Origin of the sequence: Pseudomonas sp. 10-1B (assembly GCF_000935045.1) — a bacterium.
Classification (GTDB): domain Bacteria; phylum Pseudomonadota; class Gammaproteobacteria; order Pseudomonadales; family Pseudomonadaceae; genus Aquipseudomonas.
On the sequence record NZ_JYKS01000047.1, the window covers coordinates 1 to 18,430 of the forward strand.

Here is an 18,430-nt window from a genome sequence, read left to right on the forward strand (position 1 = left end):
CAGTACCTGTGTAGGAGCGGGCTTGCCCGCGAAGAATCCAGCGCGGTGGATGGCACCGGCGTTGCCGGTGTTCGCGGCTAAAGCCGCTCCCCCAGGTATAGCGTGAGCTCGAAACCTGCACAGCACCTGGACTGCCCCCAGGAATTGGGGCATCAACATTCAGATGGCAGGCAAATTGTCGCGCAGCCAGTCCACCAGCCCCAGGATCGTCGGGGTGGTCGTGCGCCCGTGGGGTACCACCAGGTAATAGGCCTCGTGTGGCTTGACCACCAGGTCGGTCAGACGCACCAGCTCCCCGGACGCCAGCAGGTGGTCGATCATCCGCCCCCAGCCCAGCGCCACCCCATGCCCATGCAGCGCGCCCTGGATGGTGTCGGTGTACAGATGGCAGCGCAGGTTGTAGTGCAGCTTCGGCGGGTTGCCCCCCAGGGCGCGGAACCAGGTAGGCCAGGTCATCCAGCCCTCGGTGGTGGCATCGGCGTCCAGCAGGTCGGTGCGGTACAGCGCCTCCAGCGACTCCGGCACCGGGTTGCGGGCCAGCCAGGCCGGCGAGCACACCGGAAAGATCTCTTCATCGAACAAGTGCAGGGCGATACCGTCTTCCCAACGGCCGTTGCCATAGCGCACCAACAGGTCGACATCGTGGTTGCGCAGGTCGCCGATGAACATCTGCGTGGCCAGGCGCAGGCGCACCTGGGGCAGCGCGCTGCGCAAGGTGCCCAGGCGCGGCATGACCCGCAGCTGGGAAAAGGTGGCGGTAGAGCTGAGCACCAGCTCCTGCTCGCTGTCGCCCTCGCTCAGGCGGTCGAACACCGAGGCAATTTTCTGCAGCGAGTCGGAGATGACCGCATACAGTGCCTGGCCTTCGCTGGTCAGGCGGATGCCGCGGTGCAGGCGCTGGAACAGTTGGCTGCCAAGGTTCTCCTCAAGTTGTCTGATCTGCTTGCTGACAGCGGCCTGGGTGACCCCCAGCTCCTGAGCAGCCAGGGTGAAACTGTTGTGACGGGCTACCGCTTCGAACTCGAGCAGGGCGGTCATCGATGGGATGATGCGGCGGTAGCCTTTGTGCGTGTTGCGGTTTTCTTGTGTTTTCATGCGACGTCCTGGCAAGGCGCGGCGCGCTGGTCCGCGCCGCGCGGGCACAGTGGCAGAAAAAGCGTGATGGCGGTAGCTCGAAACTCGCACTTGGCAGGTTGACGCGGTCAATTGTTGGAGTGGCCTTGCGATACCTCACGGCTGGCGCTCCGCCACTGCCCGCAAGGTGCGCAATGTCACCACCGGCGCGTCCACCACAAAGCGGTTGGCCAGCCACCCGGGCACATCCCCGGCAGGGTCGGCCTGCAACTGGTAAGTCACCTCGGTTCTGCGCTCGCCCAGCGGCTTCATCACCCATTCGCCGCTCAGGTGCTGCACGCGGATCAAGCCCTTTACCTCGGGGACTCTGCCAGGCTCGGCGCTCAGGTGGCGCAGCAGCGTGCCATCGTCCAGCCGCTCGGTAGTCACCTTCACGACGATATCCCGCGGCATCGTCGGCCACGGCAGGTTGGTGGTCAGGTACACCCACGTGTTTTCGCCGTCCACCTCCAGCAGGCGCATCTGCTCGCAGGCATACAGCCACTTACAGGCTACCCGCAGGTTCTCCTGCAGGTCGGTGAGCGTGCGCACGCTGGCTTTCATGGTGCTCACACCGCGAAATTGCTGGTAGGGCGAGTTGGTTACGCCACTCAGGTACACGCGAATGCCTTCGCGGTCGTAGGCCAGGTTCCAGTCGTCGGCAGCCAGGGCGGGGGTGCACAGCAGCAGGGCGGCGAGCAGCAGGCAGCGGTTCATGGCCGGTACCGCACGGGGATGGGGTGTTTCAGTATGCGCGGCAAACAGAAAGCCCGCCAGGTTGGCGGGCTTGCGGGCATCAGCCTGAGCTTAGCGCTTAGGGTTCAGCGTCAGGTGTACGTGGCGGTTCACATCCTTGTACAGCAGGTAGCTGAACTTGCCTGGGCCGCCGGCGTAGCAGGCTTGCGGGCAGAAGGCGCGCAGCCACATGAAGTCACCGGCTTCCACCTCGACCCAGTCCTGGTTCAGGCGGTACACCGCCTTGCCTTCCAGCACGTACAGGCCGTGTTCCATCACGTGGGTTTCGGCGAACGGAATCACGCCGCCCGGCTGGAAGGTGACGATGTTCACGTGCATGTCGTGGCGCATGTCGGCCATGTCGACGAAGCGGGTGGTGACCCAGCGGCCTTCGGTGCCTGGCATTTCGATGACGGTGGCGTTGTCGCGGTGGGTGACGAAGGACTCCGGCACGTCCAGGCCTTCGACCTTCTGATAGTGCTTGCGCAGCCAGTGGAAGGTGACGTTGGACTTGCTGTTGTTGCGCAGGCTCCACTCGGCGCCCGGGGCCAGGAAGGCGTAGCCGCCCGGAACCAGGGTGTGGTGCTTGCCTTCGACGGTGATGTCCAGTTCGCCTTCGACGATGAACACCACGGCTTCGGCGTTCGGGTCCAGCTCAGGGCGCTCGCTGCCGCCCTCCGGCGCCACTTCGACGATGTACTGGGAGAAGGTTTCGGCAAAACCGGTCAGCGGGCGGGCGATGACCCACATGCGCATCTTGTCCCAGAACGGCAGGTGGCTGGTGACGATGTCACGCATCACGCCCTTGGGGATGACGGCATAGGCTTCGGTGAACATGGCACGGTCAGTCAGCAGCTCGGTCTGAGCCGGGTGCCCACCGTGGGGGGCGAAGTAGGAATGATTCGACATGGACGGTCTCGACTTGTTGTTCTCTCCCCATGCCGTGAACCGCACCGGCCGGTGCGGCGCAGGGGATGTGGCGACAGAATAGGGTCGAGCGCGTGTCATCCACAAATTAAATGTTGGAATACCCGGTATTTGTTAGCTGAATGCGAACCTGGCGGCCAACGTGCTGTTCCGGCAACTGGTCGCCCTGGCCGAACAGCTTGTGGCGCAGGGTGCCTTGGGCATAGCCCAGCGGGTAGCGACCGCGGCGTTGCAGCTCGGGCACCAGCAGCTCGACCACATTGGCCAGGTCGTCCGGTTGCACGGCGTAGGTCAGGTTGAAACCGTCGATGCCGGTCTGGTCCAGCCAGCTTTCCAGCTGGTCGGCGACCTCGCTGGCAGCACCTACCAGCACCGGGCCGCGGCCGCCCAGGCCAATGAATTCGGCGGCTTCACGTACCGTCCAACGGCGGTTCGGGTCGGCGGCGGTAAAGGCCGCAAGGGCCGCGCGGCCGGCATCGTTCTCGACGTATTCTATCGGCGCATCGGGGTCGAGGCCGGCAAAGTCGATGCCGGTCCAGCCCGACAGCAATGCCAGGGCGGCATCCAGGTCGACATAGCGGCGGTATTCGGCGAAGCGTGCCTCGGCTTCTGCCCGCGTGGGGGCGACGATCAGCAGCGCCTGGGCATAGATCAGTACCTCGTTTCGACCACGCCCGGCGGCTTCGCTGGCCTGGCGGATGCCGTCGGCGTAGCGGCGCAGTACCGTCGGCGTCGGTCCGCTGATGAACACGCATTCGGCGTGCCGTGCGGCGAACTGCTGGCCGCGTGCCGAAGCGCCGGCCTGGAACAGCACCGGCGTGCGTTGTGGCGAAGGTTGGCACAGGTGCATGCCGGGCACCTGGAAGTGCTCGCCGGCATGGTTGATGGGGTGCACCCGGGAGGGCTCGATATAGCGCCCGCTGTCACGTTCCAGCAGCACCGCGTCGTCATCCCAGCTTTTTTCCCACAGTTTGTACAGCACCTGCAGGTATTCCTCGGCCAGGTCGTAGCGCTGATCATGGCCCAGCTGGCGCGCCAGGCCCAAGTTGCGCGCGGCGCTGTCGAGGTAACCGGTGACGATGTTCCAGCCGACCCGGCCATTGCTCAGGTGGTCGAGCGTGGACATGCGCCGGGCGAAGGGGTAAGGGTGTTCGTAGGTGAGCGAGAAGGTGACGCCGAAGCCCAGGTGCTCGGTGACCCCGGCCATGGCCGGCACCAGCAGCAGCGGGTCGTTGACCGGTACCTGCACGCCACCGCGCAGGGCGGCTTCAGGGCCGCCCTGGTAGACGTCGTAGATGCCCAGCACATCGGCGATGAACAGCGCGTCGAACAGGCCACGTTCGAGCAGCCGGGCCAGGTCGGTCCAGTAGTCCAGGCGGTTGAACGCCACGCTGGTGTTGTGCGGATGGCGCCACAGGCCGGGGGACTGGTGGCTGGCGGCGTTCATGCTGAAGGCGTTGAAGCGGATCGGGCGAGGCATGGCGGGCGCGCTCCGTTCAAGGCAACACGGAAGCCGGGTAGACCGCATCGGCCACCTGCAGCTTGCGTGGAATCAGGCCCAGGCCCTGGAAGGTGTCAGCCAGCTTCTGTTGCTCGGCAACGATCTGCGGGGTGATGGCCACGGCATTGTAGTTGCGCCGTTCGCTGGCCACCTCCAGCACGTCGGCGTTGATCCCCAACTGCGGGGCCAGCAGGGCAGCGACCTCGGCAGGCTTGGCGTTGGCCCACTGGCTGACTTTGCCCAGTTCGGCGAAGAAGGTCTTCAGCAGCGCGCGGTGCTGGTCGGCGAAGCTGGCAGTGGACAGGTAGAAGGTACGGTTGTTGGACAGGCCACTGCCATCGCGCAGGTTCTTCAGGCCTGGCTGGCTTTCAGCGGCGGCGAGGAACGGGTCCCACAGGGTCACGGCCTGGACGCTGCCCGATTGCAGGGCGGCCACGGCATCGGCGGCGTTGTTGACGTAGGCAGGGGTGATGTCCTTGTAGCTCAGGCCGGCCTGTTCGAGGGCGACGGCCAGCAGGTACTGGGCGTTCCAGCCGCGGCCGGTGGCCACGCGCTGGCCCTTGAGGTCCTGCACGCTGGCCAGGTGGTCCTGCTCGCGCACCACCAGGCCGATGCCGCGTGGGTAGGGTTGCTCGGCGGCCAGGTACACCACCGGCTTGCCCGCCGCCTGGGCGAATACCGACGGTGCATCGGCGGCGTGGCCAAGGTCGATGGCGCCGGTGCTCAACGCTTCCAGCAACTGCGGGCCAGCGGCGAATTCGTGCCAGCTGACTTTCACGCCTTGTGGCGCCAGGGCCTTCTCCAGGGCGCCGCTGCCCTTGAGGATGTTGATGCTGTTGAACTTTTGGTAACCGATGCGCAGGGTCTTGGCGTCATCGGCAAGGGCTTCTGACCAGGGCAGCAGGGCGCTGACGACACTGGCAAGCAGGCCACCGACCAGCAGGCGGCGCAGGGGCGAGAAGGCACGGGGGGGCATGGGCAAAACTCCTTGGGCAGAGTGGGAAAGCGGTGGGTCCAGCCTAAGGAGGTGGCGGTTGCCTTTCAATTTTAATATTTCGTTTTGTTAGATTGTTTTGTTCTTTTTATATCCTTTTGTTTTGTAATGGGTGGTCCATTTCGACATTTTTTTCACATCGGCTTGCTAGGATCCCCGGCAATTCCGAGGAGCCCTTCATGCCGCACATCCTGCGCAAGCGCAGCACCCGTATCACCCTGACCGCAACCACCGGCCTGCTGGTGGCCACCTTGGGCTTCTTCGCCTGGCAAAGCTTCTACCCGGTGCAGGCTGCATCCGGCTGGGACGTCGAGGTGTTGCACCGTGACGTGGCCAAGGCTGCTTCGTTGCTGCCGCAGGCCGATGGCAGCCTGCTGGTCAGCCGCGAACTGGACGACGGCCAAGGCAGCATCCTCAAGATCACCGCCCAGGGCGAGCGGGTAGTGGTGATCGACAAACTGTCCAAGCCAGACGGCATGGTTGCGGCGCAAGGTGGCTGGGTGTTCAGCCAGGAAGGCGGGCGCGCCCCGGTCAGCCTGGCCCGTGATGGCCAGGTCACGCGGCTGTTCGACGGCGAAAGCGTGCAAGGCCTGTGGAACGACGGCGACCATCTGTACGCCATCGAGGACCGCAAGGGCAATGGCCGTTTGATGCGCTATGACTGGAACAGCGGCCAGCTCGATGTGCTGCGTGCCGGCCTGACCGAAACCGAAGGCCTCACCCGCTGCAGCGATGGCCGCTTGTTGTATACCGAAAAGGCCAATGGCAAGGTCCGTGCCCTGTCGGACGATGGCAACGACCCGGTGGTGGTCGCTGGCCTGCGCAACCCGACGTTCCTGTTCTGCGACCAGCGCGGGCTGTGGATCAGCGAAGACAACACCCACCGCGCGCGCCTGCTGCGCATCGATGCCGACGGCTCGCGGCAGACCGTGCTGTCGTTCCTCAAGGCGCCCCAGTCGATCGTCGCCGATGGCAAGGGCGGCTACCTGTTGGCCGAAGGCGGGCGCAACCGCGTGCTGCATCTGACCCCGCCGCTGCAGCGCAGCACCGCCCAGCGCGACTGACCCCGACTAACAGCGCGCTTCCCTGTACGGCCGTGCTCACGGATAATCCCCCACATTCCAATAAACAGCCTGTGAGTGGGTATGAGTGATTCCGTAGTCGGCCTCGGCCAGCCTGAAACCGAAGGGGGGCGCAAGGCGCGCAAGAACAACCCCGAGAAAACGCGCGAGGACATCCTTCAGGCCGCCATCAACGAGTTCGTCCAGCAAGGGCTGGCCGGCGCCCGCGTCGACGCCATCGCCGAGCGCACCGCCACCTCCAAGCGCATGATCTACTACTACTTCGGCAGCAAGGAGCAGTTGTACTGCGAGTGCCTGATCAAGCTTTACGGTGACATCCGCAAGACCGAGCAAAGCCTGGACCTCGAGTCGCTGCCGGCCGAGCAGGCGATCCGCCGGCTGGTGGAGTTCACCTTCGATCACCACGACCGCAACGTCGATTTCGTGCGGATCATCTGTACCGAAAACATCCACTATGGCGAGTACGTCAAGCAGTCGCCGGCGATTCGCGAAATGAGCAGCCTGGTGCTCGAGGCCCTGGGCAATACCCTGCGCCGTGGCGTACAGGAAGGCGTGTTCCGCGCTGGCATCGAGGTTATCGACCTGCACATGCTGATGAGTTCGTTCTGCTTCTATCGGGTGTCGAACCGCCACACCTTTGGCGAGATCTTCCAGATCGATTTGTCTGATGAGCAGGTCAAGCTGCGACACAAGGCGATGATCTGTGATGCGGTGTTGCGGTATATCCAGGTCGAGCATCGCTCCTGAACGTTTTCTAGCGCCTGGGCTGGCCTCATCGCCGGCAAGCCAGCTCCCACAGGGTACCGCACAGGTCTCAAGATCTGTGGCGCAGCCCAGATCCTTGTGGGAGCCCGGCTTGCCGGCGATAGGGCCGCTCCAGGCGACGCCTCATTGAAGCCGCAGTGCAAAGTCCTTTCCCAGCTCACTCCCCCAGCCGCTGCTCCCGCGACGGCGGGTAGCCGAAGTACGCCGCATAGCACTTGCTGAAGTGCGACACCGAGACAAACCCGCAGGCCACCGCCACTTCCATCACCGACAAGTCGGAATACTGCAGCAGGCGGCGGCTCTTGGTGATGCGCAACTCCATGTAATAGCGCCGCGGCGACGTGCCCAGCTGGGCCTGGAACAGCCGGTCGATCTGCCGCCGCGAGCGCCCGCTGTAGGCGGCCAGTTGGTCGAGGCTGAGGGTTTCCTCGAGGTTGTTCTCCATCAGCTCGACGATGGTGCGCAGGTGCAGGCTCATGGACTTCTTCGCCCCCGGGCCGACCTGACGGTAGCGCGCACCTGAGAACGACAGGATTTCCTCCACGCCTTCGGCCAGGCCATCACCATACAGGCGGCGCACCAGGCCGAGCATCAGCTCCATGGCACCATTGGGACTGGCGGCGCTGAGGCGGTCGCGGTCGAGGGTGAAGCTGGCAGGGGTGATGCGCGTTTGCGGGCTGCGCTCCGACAGGCTGGCGCGCTGCTCGGGGTGAATGCTGCAACCATAATCGTCCAGCACCCCGGCGCGGCCAAGGAACCAGGCGCCATTCCACAGGCCGCCCAGGGCCATGCCGTGGGCCGCGCAATCGCCCAGCAGGCGGTCCAGTTCCGGGTACTTCAGCGGTGTGCGCAGGCCGCCACAGATCACCAGCAGGTCCAGTTCCTTCAAGGCCTCGGCGGACAGCTCGGTGGCCACCAGCTCCAGCCCCAGGTCGCTGAGCACCCGGTCGCCGTCCAGCGACAGCGGGGTGAACTGGAAACTGTCGGCACGCAGCAGGTTGGCTGTGACCAGCACGTCCATGGCCACGGTGAAGCTGGCCATCGAGAAGTGTTCGAGCAGGACGAAATCGACCCGATAGGGGGCCTGGGCATTGGCGCTACTGGTTTTCAGCCGCAGCATGTTGCTGGTGCTGGTCTTCTTGCTGAACTGGCGTGGCGTGGGCACTCTGGACTCCGCTTCCTGGCTGGCCCGCAGAGTGTGGCCGGTGCCCGGAGGAAAGACAATCTCCCCGGTGGCTGTGTCGTATTACAGGTCGTGTTCAGGCAACCTGTCTGGGTCTGGCGTTCTGCCACTATGCTGACGCCCCACCGATTTGGCGCTGCAAATTCCCCCGGCGAACATTACTTCGCCGGCAAGCCAGCTCCCACAGGTTGCCTCGACAAATCGTGCCCATCCCCCCGGCCAAATCAATCTGAACCCTCAGCGCCCGCTGCAACCCAACCCATTACATGCCTAATGGGAGAGCGCTCGTGGAAATCGGAACGATCTGGATCATCATCGCGGCCTTAATCATCCTGCTGGAAATCTGGGCCATCTGGCACATCATCGGCAGTGACCGGCGCGCCGAGCGCAAGATGCTGTGGATCGTGTTCGTGGTCTATGCGCCATTCCCCGGTTTGCTGTTCTGGGCCTGGCGCGGGCCGCGGGCGGTGAAGGGCAGGGCGGTACTGCAGGAAAAATGACAGTACAGGCGCGGGCGTTCCCCGCGCTTGACCTCAAGTTAACTCGAGGTCTGATAATCCGCCACTCATTCATCTGAACGAGGGCGTGTCGTGACCAATCCAACTGCATTTCAGCTGAGCAACCCCGAGGGGCTGTACGATCCGGCTGGCAATGCCTATTCCCATGTCGCCGAGGTGCGCGCCAGCAGCCGTCTGCTGTACATCGCCGGTCAGGGCGGGGAGGGTAGTGATGGCCAGCTGTCGCCAGTGTTCGCAGAACAAGCGCGCCAGGCGCTGGCCAATCTGGAACTGGCCTTGGCTTCCAAGGGGGCCAGTCTGGCTCAGGTGTTCAAGCTGACCTTGCTGATTGTCGAGCACTCCGAGGAGCGCCTAAGGCAGTGGGTGTCGGAGGCTGACCGCGCCTGGGGCCCTCACATGAAACCGACCTGCACGCTGATCCCGGTTCCCCGCCTGGCGCTGGACGGCATGCTGGTGGAAATCGAGGCAATCGCCGCGATGGGGTAAAGGGCCAGATACCCTGCGCGGCAAGGGTAGACCACAGGACCTGGTAATTCTGCCAGTTGAACTGCGGAGTATCATCAGACATATTCATAACCAAAGGCGAAGAAGAACGCTATAGCAGTGCACTGCGTCAGAACAAAGAATTCAAATTTAAAGAGGTTGCACAAAAAACACTAACTTCAAACCGATCAAGAGCGGCCTGATGCATCAATGTTGAATATTTAAATTTGAAAAGCCCGCACACACAAGAGAGGTAGCCTCGTGCAGCCAGTCACCCATACTCCTGCTACTAGCCCTATTAATTACGATGTACACGGTTACAGTACGATTCTGATTCAAATACCCTGCTCATCTGGTTTTAACGGAGAATGCTTTGACGTACACACACATTGCTATCACCTAGGGCAAGGCCATCGCGTATACAGCCCGGCATTGAAGAGATTCACTCGCCCGGACTTCCTGAGTCCTTTTGGGCGTGGCGGAGTCAATTCTTATGCATACTGCAATGGGGATCCGATTAACTTTATCGACCCACATGGAACCAACGGGGTCTTCCAAAGATCGCTGAAATGGATCGGTACACGTAAATTTCGGAAACATTCTAGGGTTGATATGAGCCATGCAAGGAGTAACGCAAAGCTAGCCGGGGAAATGTACGAAAAAGAAATTCTATCCTATGAGCAAAAGAGGAAAGAAAGCGTCATTGGTAAACTTAAGTATGTTTCAACTCGCAAACCGGCCGTGCTCGACAACGTGCTACAATATTTACCCCCCGGCGCTCTTCATAAGGCAACGCGCCACCTTTGGTCGGGTGACCCATTGGCTAAATGGACACAGCGCATTTCTGATCAGGCATATGTAAATCATCACAGCAAAGTTTTACACGGCGACATAAGCTACCACACTGACGGAAGGTTAAATAGCTCGGCAGTATTTCGTCTTGAAAGCCTTGAAAAATCTATATTGAAGGCGAATAGACCTTATACGCTCGCCGACAGCCAGGACTATGCTATGCCAGAGATACAGCTTGAACTATCAATTAGCAGAGCCAATAAACTCCGCCGGAAGTTGGAAAGCCTACGAAAGTATTCATTTTAGTGGCGATAAAATAAACAAGTTCAGTGGGCAATGAACGTCGAATTCAACATGCCTCCGGGCCACAATGCCATACATGCGATAAATGCCCCATAAGTCGAGCATCATGCTGCAACCTCGGTCCATAGCTTGCTTAGCAGATACCCCAGTTGTAGCCGGCAGCACCTCTTCAATTCACCCACACGAGGTCAGGCCATGAACACTCCCATTCCACCGGAAATCCCCGATCCGAACATCGACGACCCCGGTTTGCCGCCGCCCGTGCCGGAAGAATAGCCGAAGGAAGTGCCGACCAAGCCTGCGGTGCCGCCGACGGTGGGCGACCCGCCGAGCCAGGAGCCACCGGTGAAGGCTTTGATGGTAGACCACAGAACCTGGTAATTCTGCCAGTAGCGGTGTCGATGGGTTGTTTCGATGATGGGGCTCCCAATTCATGCAGGAGACTCACGATGGTAGATGACGTGATGACGCCGTCGGAGCGCAAAGAGTATGAGGAGTACGTGCTGCGAAGGCCGAAAAGTTGTGGAAAGCAGTGCAATCTCGGTGATTTTGCTAGCCTCTTCGCGGGTAAACCCCGCCCCCACAGGGTCAGTGCTTACCTCAAGGCATGCGCAATAATTGTGGGAGCGGCTTCAGCCGCGAATACCGGCGCAGCCGGTGCCAGGTATTTCATGGGGAAGTCGCTTGTATATCGGCGCCGGTCCTGACTACATTGCCGCTATAACAACAAACTCCCCTCAGAGGTGACCACACCATGAGCACCGGCACCACCACGCTTACCGATCGCAAGGCCCGTGCCTGGTTCTGGCCTGCACTGTTCAGCCTGGTGGCTTTCGCTGCCAACTCGGTGTTTTGCCGGCTGGCGCTGAAAGACGGGGCCATCGACCCGGCATCCTTTACCGTGGTGCGTCTGGCCAGTGGTGCGTTGTTCCTGTTGTTGCTGATCCACCTGCGCCGGCCGGCGCAGGCCATGGGCGGTAGCTGGCGGGGTGGCCTGGCCCTGTTCCTGTATGCCTTCCTGTTTTCTGCGGCGTACCTGCAACTGGGCGCAGGCGCGGGGGCCTTGCTGCTGTTCGGAGCAGTGCAGATCACCATGTTCGGCTTTGCCTGGTACAAGGGCGAGCACATCACCGTGCGCATGCTGCTGGGCATGCTGATCGCTTTTGCCGGCCTGCTGGTGCTGTTGTTGCCCGGTGCTTCGGCGCCGCCCTTGGCCAGTGCCTTGCTGATGGCCCTGTCTGGCGTGGCCTGGGGCGTGTACACGTTGCTGGGCAAAGGCTCACCCAGGCCGCTGGCCGACACCGCCGGTAATTTTGTCCGCAGCCTGCCTTGCCTGGTGCTGCTGGCACCGATGCTGTTGCTGGGCGCCGGTCCACACCTCTCATCAATCGGTTTGTTGTACGCCCTGGGCTCCGGTGTGCTGGCTTCCGGCGCCGGCTATGCCGTGTGGTATGGCGTGGTCAGGCAGGTCAGTGCGCAACAGGCGGCGACCATGCAGCTTAGTGTGCCGGTAATTGCCGCACTGGGCGGGGTTGCCCTGATCGGCGAGTCGTTATCGTTGCGCTTGCTGATTGCCTGCGTGGTGGTACTGGGCGGTATTGCCCTGGCGCTGGCGCCGCGCCGCTAAAAGAAACTGCGCTGCGCCTTGAACGTGACCACGCTGTCGCAATAGGTGTTGATCCCCGAGTAGGCATCACAGCCGCCGCCACTGAGGTTGGAGTTGCTGTAGATCAGGTTGAGGTCTATACCCAGCCAGGGCCGCGACAGCTCCAGCGACCAATCGGAAAATGCATTCACCTGGCTGCCATCGCCGATGGTGAACGGCGTGCCCAGGCGGTGATGGGCGAGCTTGACGGTGAAGTCGACGTCGAACAGCGGCAGTTGGCCGAAGTCGGCGAACAGCGTGCCGGTGCGGTTGTCAGGGTTGTCGCGCAGCGCCCCGCCGAAGCGGCTGCCCAATACCGAGACACCGCCGTAAAGGGCATAACTGTCGGGGCCGGCGATGTTCGGCTGACTGTAGTGGATCAACCCCACCTCATAGCCCAAGGTGCTGTCGAAGTGATGCTTGTAGCCCAGGTAGCTGTCCAGACGCAGGGTGGAGTTGGGGGTTACGCCCAGGCTCGGAGCGTACTGGCCCAGGTACCAGCCATTGGCATGGCTGAGGTCGAGACCACCGTGGAATGCGCCGACGGCGCTGGGTGATATAAGGCCTTGGGCCATACTGCGTGAGGGGGTGGTGCCGAGCGTGAAGTCGAAGTCGCCCAGTTGGCGTTTCATCTGCTGAGCCAGCAACACAGGGCTGAAAAGCAGCGCAGCACTCAGCAACAGAAGGGGCCTGGTCATGGTCTCCGTCCTGGAAGGCTTGCGGTTGAGCGGTAGAGGATACCTGTGCAGTTGGCAGGAGGGAACTGTTGGCTAGTCCATTCAGCCTTTGGTCGAACGGTCAGCGTCGGCGGCTTCGGTCACTACCGGCAGGTTGCCGGCACGTTGGATCACCCGCTGTTGCTGCTCGTAGTCGTCCAGCGACAGGCCGCGGCGCTGCAATGCCTCCAACTGCAACTGGCGGGTTTCTTCGGCGCTGTACGGGCGCAGTTCGGGGTGGCTGGCGCAGCCGCTGATGATGGCGATGGCAACAACGGCAAAGATGGCGGACAGCAGGCGGGCCAGGGTGTTCATCAGGTAACTCCAGGGGCCGGGGTGATGGGCGGCGGGTCGATGGAGCTAGGTTATGTGGCCACGGGGGTCGGCAGAAATTGTCATTCTCGATAGTGACTATCGACGGTTCCTGATGGAGAAAAGTTTGTACCCCCGCAGCTGGCCAAAAGCACCGCCATTGCTACCCTTATCCCACGCGGTCCGACCTCATGGGGGTAAGCGATGCGCATGCCATGGTTTGCTGTCCTGTCGGCATTATTTTGTCTGAGCGCTGCGCCCGGGCTGGTATTGGCACAAGACGTACCGGACCCGGCACCTGCCGCCGCCACGGCGGTGGCCAAGGACCCTGTGTTCACCCAGGAACAGTTGGACCAGATGCTCGCTCCGATTGCCTTGTACCCTGATCCGCTGTTGGCCCAGGTGCTGATGGCGTCGACCTACCCGGGGCAGGTCAATGAAGCCGTTTCCTGGTCCAAGGCCAACCCCAAGGCCTCCGGCGACGATGCCGTCAAGCAGGTAGCGAAGCAACCCTGGGACCCGAGCGTACAAGCACTGGTGGCTTTCCCGCAGGTGCTGGCGACCCTTGGCCAGGACCCGGTCTGGGTGCAGCGCCTGGGTGATGCCTTCCTCGCCCAGCCCGACGATGTCATGGGTAGTGTGCAGCGCTTGCGCCATCAGGCCCAGACCGCCGGCAACCTGCAGAGCAACCAGTACCAGAACGTGACCGTGCAGACCGCACCTGCACCCGCTTCCAGCGGCAGCAGCACCCAAGTGGTCGCGGCCAGCAGCCCACCCACCACCATCGTCATCGAACCGGCCGACCCGCAAGTGGTGTATGTGCCGAGCTACAACCCGAGCACCACCTACGGCACCTGGGCCTACCCGGCCTCGCCGCCGGTGTACTACCCGCCACCACCGATGTACTACGCCGGTTCCGCGCTGGTGGCGGGCCTTGCCTTCGGCACCGGCGTGGCGATCATCAGTTCGCTGTGGGGCGACTGTGACTGGGGCCACAATGACATCGACATCGACGTCAACCGCTACAACAACATCAACGTCAACAACCGCATCGGCAACAACCAGAACAAATGGCAACACAACGCCACCAATCGCGATGGCGTGCCTTACCGCGACGCCCGCAGCCGTCAGCAGTATGGTCGGCAGCTGGACGGTGCCAGCCAGCGCACTGCGTTTCGCGGCGACGACGCCCAGCGCGCCCAGGCGCGGGACAAGGCCCGGGCCTCGCTGGACCGGGCCGGCATCGAGCGGCCGGCTACCAGCAACATCCAGGCACGCCAGCAAATGCGGGAGGCGCAGGCCGACCGTCGGCAGGAAGCGCGCGTACCTCAGGGCCGGTTGCAGAACAGTCAGGCTACCCCGCGCAGGCAGGGTGAAGGCCAGGTGCGGCAGGTGGCACAGAACCGGCCCGGCAATAGCGCAGGCCGGGCGCGTAACAACGCCTTCGATGGTGTGCGTTCGCCCTCGCGCACCAGCGTACAGGCCAGCCGCGGTCGCACCAGCCAGTCGTTCGCCCAGCGGCCAAATGCCTCGCGTGCCGCCGGGCATCCGATCTCTCGGCCCAGTGCCCCCCTGCGCCGTGGGGGAGGTGGCCGTCGATGAACCGCCAATCGATAGCGGTACTGGCATTGCTGGCCGGCATGGCCTGGTCGTCCCTGTCGGCTGCGCAGCAGGCCTTCCCGAGCCCGGAGCAGGCGGTGGAAGCCTTCGTTGCTGCGCTGGGCGAGGAGAAAGCGGATGAAGCCCGCCTGGCGCAGTTGCTGGGCGATGACTGGCGTATCTACATACCGCGCGGCGGCGTGCAACGCAGCGACGTGGATACCTTTCTGCAGCAGTTTCGCGCGCAACACAGCATCGACAAGGAGGGTGAGGGGAAGGCCATTCTGGCGGTGGGCAGTGATCACTGGGCCCTGCCCATCCCGCTGACCAAAGGTAGCCAGGGCTGGCGTTTCGACCTCAAGGCCGGCAGCGCCGAAATCCGCGCCCGGCGCATTGGCCGCGATGAACTGGGCGTCCTGCAGTCGCTGCTGGCCTACCACGACGCGCAAATGGATTACGCCAGCCAGGACCACAACGGCAATGGCGCGCTTGAGTATGCGCAGAAAATTTTCAGCGAACCCGGCAAGCATGACGGGCTGTACTGGGAAGATGACGGCGATGGGCAAGTCAGCCCGCTGGGCCCGTTGTTTGGCCAGGATGTGGTCGGCGATGCCTGGTACGGCTATCACTTCCGCATCCTCGACGCACAAGGCCCTTCCGCCCCTGGCGGTGCCTACAGCTACCTGATCGGCAACCGGATGAGCCGTGGCTTCGCCATGGTCGCCTGGCCGGCCAGGTATGACGACACCGGGGTGATGAGCTTCATGATCAGCCATGACGGCCAGGTGTTCGAGAAAGACCTCGGGCCGCAGGGGGACAAACTGGCCAAGGAGATGAAACGCTTCGACCCGGATGACAGCTGGAAAGTGGTGGATGTGGCGGCGAGTGACTGAATTCGCACGCTTACCTCACCCAGTCAGTCAAGTAATTTGGGGCCGCTTTGCGGCCTTTCGCGGCGGTTCGACGCCTCGACAGGCCCGCACCCACAGGTTTGGCACTGAGCATTTGGAAGTGTGCAGTACCTGTGGGAGATTCTATGGTTTCTGGCAAGGGCATCAGGGTTGTCGGATGCGATCCCTGTTGGAGCTGGCGCGGCAACTGCAGGGCTACCCGCAGGCGGCACTGCGTATCAGCAAGCGCTTGCTCAAGGACAGCCAGCGGGCCGAACTGGAGGCGACGGTGGCGCGGGAAAGCCGATTGTTCATCGAGTGCTTGCGTACTGAAGAAGCACGAGCAGTGTTGCGGGGGTTGATCAAGGATTGATTGGCTGACGCGGTCTTTTTTGTGGGAGCGGCCTCGTGTCGCGAAAGGGCCGCACAGCGGCCCCAGGATTTCAGCCTTCATGCAAAAATTGCTGGGGCTGCTTTGCAGCCCATCGCCGGCAAGCCAGCTCCCACAGGTACCGCGCAGATCTCTAGCTTTGCGCAGTCCCTGTGGGGCTTGCCGGCGATGAGGCCAGCCCAGGCAATACAAGGCGGTTGCTCCCACAGCCCACATTCTCGCAACCAGTCCATCCACCCTGGTGACACCCCTGCTTGTAAAGACAAGTGCAACCGCTCCTCGGAAAGGGGCTTCGCAAGTGCAACCTTTCCGTGCACAATCGCGCCCCTATTTCTCGGTTGAGTTGGGCGAAACGTCTATTTCGCCATTCTCAGCCTGTTGCAGTCTTGCGAGTGGAGCTTCACCCGGAATGAATGAGCAGGCCCCAAGCGTTGAACAACGCTTTGTAGAATCGACCCCCGCCACCCTCGGCAACTGGTCGCGTCACGATACCACCTGGATGTTGGGCCTGTTCGGCACAGCCATTGGCGCCGGAACCCTGTTCCTGCCGATCAACGCCGGCCTCGGCGGTTTCTGGCCGCTGCTGATCCTGGCCATATTGGCTTTCCCGATGACCTATTTCGCCCACCGCGGGCTGACCCGCTTCGTCCTCTCCGGGCGCAATGGCGGCGACATCACCGAGGTGGTCAAGGAGCATTTCGGGCTCACCGCCGGTGCCTCGATCACCGTGCTGTACTTCTTCGCGATCTTCCCGATCCTGCTTATCTATAGCGTGGCGCTGACCAACACCGTGTCCAGCTTCATGGAGCACCAGTTGCATATGCAGCCGCCGCCACGGGCCATCCTGTCGTTCGTGCTGATTCTCGGCCTGCTGGCCATCGTGCGCTGCGGCGAGCAAGCCACGGTCAAGGTCATGAGCCTGCTGGTGTACCCGTTCATCGTCGCCCTGGCGTTGCTGGGCCTGTACCTGGTCCCGCACTGGACCGGTGGCATCCTCGACAGCGCTACCCAGGTGCCGCCGGCATCGGCCTTCCTGCATACCCTGTGGTTGGCCATCCCGGTGATGGTGTTCTCATTCAACCATTCGCCGATCATCTCGGCCTTTGCCGTCGACCAGAAGCGCCGCTACGGCGAGCACGCCGATGAGCGCAGCGGCCAGATCCTGCGCCGCGCCCATCTGCTGATGGTGGTCATGGTGCTGTTCTTCGTGTTCAGTTGCGTGCTCACCCTCAGCAGCGCCCAGTTGGCCGAAGCCAAGGCGCAGAACCTGTCAATCCTGTCGTACCTGGCCAACCACTTCAGCAACCCGACCATCGCGTTCGCTGCGCCGCTGATCGCCTTCGTGGCCATCGCCAAGTCGTTCCTCGGCCACTATATCGGTGCCAGTGAAGGCCTGAAGGGCATCATCGCCAAGACCGGCGCGCGCCCAGGGGCCAAGGCCCTGGACCGCGTGGTTGCCGCACTGATGCTGGTGGTGTGCTGGATCGTCGCCACCCTCAACCCGAGCATCCTCGGCATGATCGAATCGCTCGGCGGCCCGATCCTCGCAGTGCTGCTGTTCCTGATGCCGATGTACGCCATCCGCCGCGTGCCGTCGATGCGCAAGTACAGCGGTGCAGCGTCCAACGTGTTCGTCGTGGTGATCGGCCTGGTTGCGCTGACTTCGGTGGTGTACGGCCTGCTGGGCTGATTCGCCGCTTGCAATAAAGGATGCCCGGGGCGGTTGTAGCAACCCCGGGCATTTTTTTGTCCACAAAAATTGTCCGGCAATAGAACAATTTCACCTGCCCCCATAGGCACCCGGCCGCCTTCATGCTTAACTCAGTGTCCTTTTCAAACCCCGCATAAGGATTTCGTCATGGCTCAAGTGACTCTCAAAGGCAACCCGGTCCAGGTCAACGGCAACCTGCCACAAGCCGGCGCCCAGGCTCCGGCTTTCTCCCTGGTAGGTGAAGGCCTGGCTGACAAGTCGCTGAAGGACTACGCCGGCAAGCGCAAGGTGCTGAACATCTTCCCGAGCGTCGACACCCCAACCTGCGCCACCTCGGTGCGCAAGTTCAACGCCCAGGCCAACGATGTGCCCAACACCGTGGTGCTGTGCATCTCCGCCGACCTGCCGTTCGCCCAGGCACGCTTCTGCGGCGCCGAAGGCCTGGAGAACGTGAAGAACCTGTCGACCCTGCGTGGCCGCGAGTTCCTCGAGAACTACGGCGTAGCCATCGCCGACGGCCCGCTGGCCGGCCTGGCCGCCCGTGCTGTGGTGGTGCTGGACGAGAACGACAAAGTGCTGCACAGCGAGCTGGTTGGCGAAATTGCTGACGAGCCGAACTATGATGCGGCGCTGGCTGTATTGAAGTAAGGGTTGTGTGGGGCAGGGCGGGCGTCTATCGCCTGTACCGGCCCTTTCGCGGGCTTGCCCGCTCCCACAGGTACATCACAGGTTTCAAAGGCAGTGCTATCCCTGTGGGAGCGGGCAAGCCC

General features: G+C 62.6%; 18 protein-coding genes and 3 pseudogenes. 13 read left to right on the forward strand and 8 right to left on the reverse strand.

The annotated features are described in order from the left end of the window. Positions 1-159 precede the first annotated feature (159 nt). The 5 genes from TZ03_RS22470 to TZ03_RS22490 form a co-directional block, all read right to left on the reverse strand. Entirely contained in the window at positions 160-1,095 is a 936-nt protein-coding gene (locus TZ03_RS22470; RefSeq protein WP_051100476.1) for a LysR substrate-binding domain-containing protein, read from the reverse strand. A gap of 135 nt (positions 1,096-1,230) precedes the next feature. Beyond that, on the reverse strand, positions 1,231-1,830 hold the full coding sequence (locus tag TZ03_RS22475) for an START domain-containing protein (protein WP_051100477.1): 600 nt from the start codon (positions 1,828-1,830) through the stop codon (positions 1,231-1,233). Between the two features lie 90 nt (positions 1,831-1,920). Continuing rightward, complete coding sequence (locus tag TZ03_RS22480) at positions 1,921-2,757, reverse strand: bifunctional allantoicase/(S)-ureidoglycine aminohydrolase (protein WP_013972924.1); 837 nt, start codon at positions 2,755-2,757, stop codon at positions 1,921-1,923. 106 nt (positions 2,758-2,863) lie between these two features. After that, a complete protein-coding gene (locus TZ03_RS22485) occupies positions 2,864-4,255 on the reverse strand; it encodes an LLM class flavin-dependent oxidoreductase (RefSeq protein ID WP_051100478.1) in 1,392 nt (463 codons plus the stop codon). 16 nt (positions 4,256-4,271) lie between these two features. Further along, positions 4,272-5,252, reverse strand: a complete 981-nt coding sequence (locus TZ03_RS22490; RefSeq protein WP_051100479.1) for an aliphatic sulfonate ABC transporter substrate-binding protein — start codon at positions 5,250-5,252, stop codon at positions 4,272-4,274. A gap of 197 nt (positions 5,253-5,449) precedes the next feature. Here TZ03_RS22490 and TZ03_RS22495 point away from each other — a divergent pair, with 197 nt between their 5' ends. Together TZ03_RS22495 and TZ03_RS22500 are read left to right on the forward strand one after the other, a co-directional pair. Beyond that, positions 5,450-6,334, forward strand: a complete 885-nt coding sequence (locus TZ03_RS22495; protein ID WP_051100480.1) for a hypothetical protein — start codon at positions 5,450-5,452, stop codon at positions 6,332-6,334. 81 nt (positions 6,335-6,415) lie between these two features. Further along, positions 6,416-7,099, forward strand: a complete 684-nt coding sequence (locus TZ03_RS22500; RefSeq protein WP_051100481.1) for a TetR/AcrR family transcriptional regulator — start codon at positions 6,416-6,418, stop codon at positions 7,097-7,099. A 175-nt stretch (positions 7,100-7,274) separates the two neighbouring features. On the opposite strand, the gene TZ03_RS22505 is transcribed toward TZ03_RS22500, so the two are convergent. Continuing rightward, positions 7,275-8,282, reverse strand: a complete 1,008-nt coding sequence (locus tag TZ03_RS22505; RefSeq protein ID WP_051100482.1) for a GlxA family transcriptional regulator — start codon at positions 8,280-8,282, stop codon at positions 7,275-7,277. 305 nt (positions 8,283-8,587) lie between these two features. On the opposite strand from TZ03_RS22505, the gene TZ03_RS22510 reads away from it, so the two are divergent. The 6 genes and pseudogenes from TZ03_RS22510 (at position 8,588) to TZ03_RS22525 (ending at position 12,023) form a co-directional block, all read left to right on the forward strand. Then, the gene (locus tag TZ03_RS22510) at positions 8,588-8,800 is read left to right on the forward strand and encodes a PLD nuclease N-terminal domain-containing protein (RefSeq protein WP_051100483.1); all 213 of its coding nucleotides are present in this window, start codon (positions 8,588-8,590) and stop codon (positions 8,798-8,800) included. A gap of 90 nt (positions 8,801-8,890) precedes the next feature. Beyond that, positions 8,891-9,304 carry a RidA family protein gene (locus tag TZ03_RS22515; RefSeq protein ID WP_051100484.1) on the forward strand — a complete coding sequence of 138 codons (414 nt, stop codon included), beginning with the start codon at positions 8,891-8,893 and terminating at the stop codon, positions 9,302-9,304. 258 nt (positions 9,305-9,562) lie between these two features. Then, positions 9,563-9,829: pseudogene (locus tag TZ03_RS31585) on the forward strand (RHS repeat-associated core domain-containing protein); the annotation flags it as partial. A 123-nt stretch (positions 9,830-9,952) separates the two neighbouring features. Continuing rightward, entirely contained in the window at positions 9,953-10,399 is a 447-nt protein-coding gene (locus TZ03_RS31590) for a hypothetical protein (RefSeq protein ID WP_236692873.1), read from the forward strand. 192 nt (positions 10,400-10,591) lie between these two features. Further along, positions 10,592-10,777, forward strand: a pseudogene (locus TZ03_RS29150) (hypothetical protein). 373 nt (positions 10,778-11,150) lie between these two features. Further along, positions 11,151-12,023, forward strand: a complete 873-nt coding sequence (locus TZ03_RS22525) for a DMT family transporter (RefSeq protein WP_051100486.1) — start codon at positions 11,151-11,153, stop codon at positions 12,021-12,023. Here TZ03_RS22525 and TZ03_RS22530 read toward each other — a convergent pair. Together TZ03_RS22530 and TZ03_RS22535 are read right to left on the reverse strand one after the other, a co-directional pair. Continuing rightward, on the reverse strand, positions 12,020-12,739 hold the full coding sequence (locus TZ03_RS22530; RefSeq protein ID WP_051100487.1) for a TorF family putative porin: 720 nt from the start codon (positions 12,737-12,739) through the stop codon (positions 12,020-12,022). The two genes, TZ03_RS22525 and TZ03_RS22530, sit on opposite strands and share 4 nt — an antisense overlap. 81 nt (positions 12,740-12,820) lie before the next feature. Further along, positions 12,821-13,072, reverse strand: coding sequence for a hypothetical protein (locus TZ03_RS22535; RefSeq protein WP_051100488.1), 252 nt, complete (start codon positions 13,070-13,072; stop codon positions 12,821-12,823). A 201-nt stretch (positions 13,073-13,273) separates the two neighbouring features. On the opposite strand from TZ03_RS22535, the gene TZ03_RS22540 reads away from it, so the two are divergent. The 5 genes and pseudogenes from TZ03_RS22540 (at position 13,274) to tpx (ending at position 18,308) form a co-directional block, all read left to right on the forward strand. After that, positions 13,274-14,671, forward strand: a complete 1,398-nt coding sequence (locus TZ03_RS22540) for a DUF3300 domain-containing protein (protein WP_051100489.1) — start codon at positions 13,274-13,276, stop codon at positions 14,669-14,671. Next, positions 14,668-15,561 (forward strand): DUF2950 domain-containing protein, encoded by an 894-nt coding sequence (locus TZ03_RS22545; RefSeq protein ID WP_051100490.1) that lies wholly within the window; start codon positions 14,668-14,670, stop codon positions 15,559-15,561. Before TZ03_RS22540 ends, TZ03_RS22545 begins: the two co-directional genes overlap by 4 nt. Positions 15,562-15,754: 193 nt before the next feature. After that, positions 15,755-15,931: pseudogene (locus tag TZ03_RS22550) on the forward strand (enoyl-CoA hydratase); the annotation flags it as partial. Between the two features lie 427 nt (positions 15,932-16,358). Continuing rightward, entirely contained in the window at positions 16,359-17,639 is a 1,281-nt protein-coding gene (locus TZ03_RS22555) for a serine/threonine transporter (protein WP_051100492.1), read from the forward strand. A gap of 168 nt (positions 17,640-17,807) precedes the next feature. Then, on the forward strand, positions 17,808-18,308 hold the full coding sequence (gene tpx, locus TZ03_RS22560) for a thiol peroxidase (RefSeq protein ID WP_051100493.1): 501 nt from the start codon (positions 17,808-17,810) through the stop codon (positions 18,306-18,308). Positions 18,309-18,430: the final 122 nt, after the last annotated feature.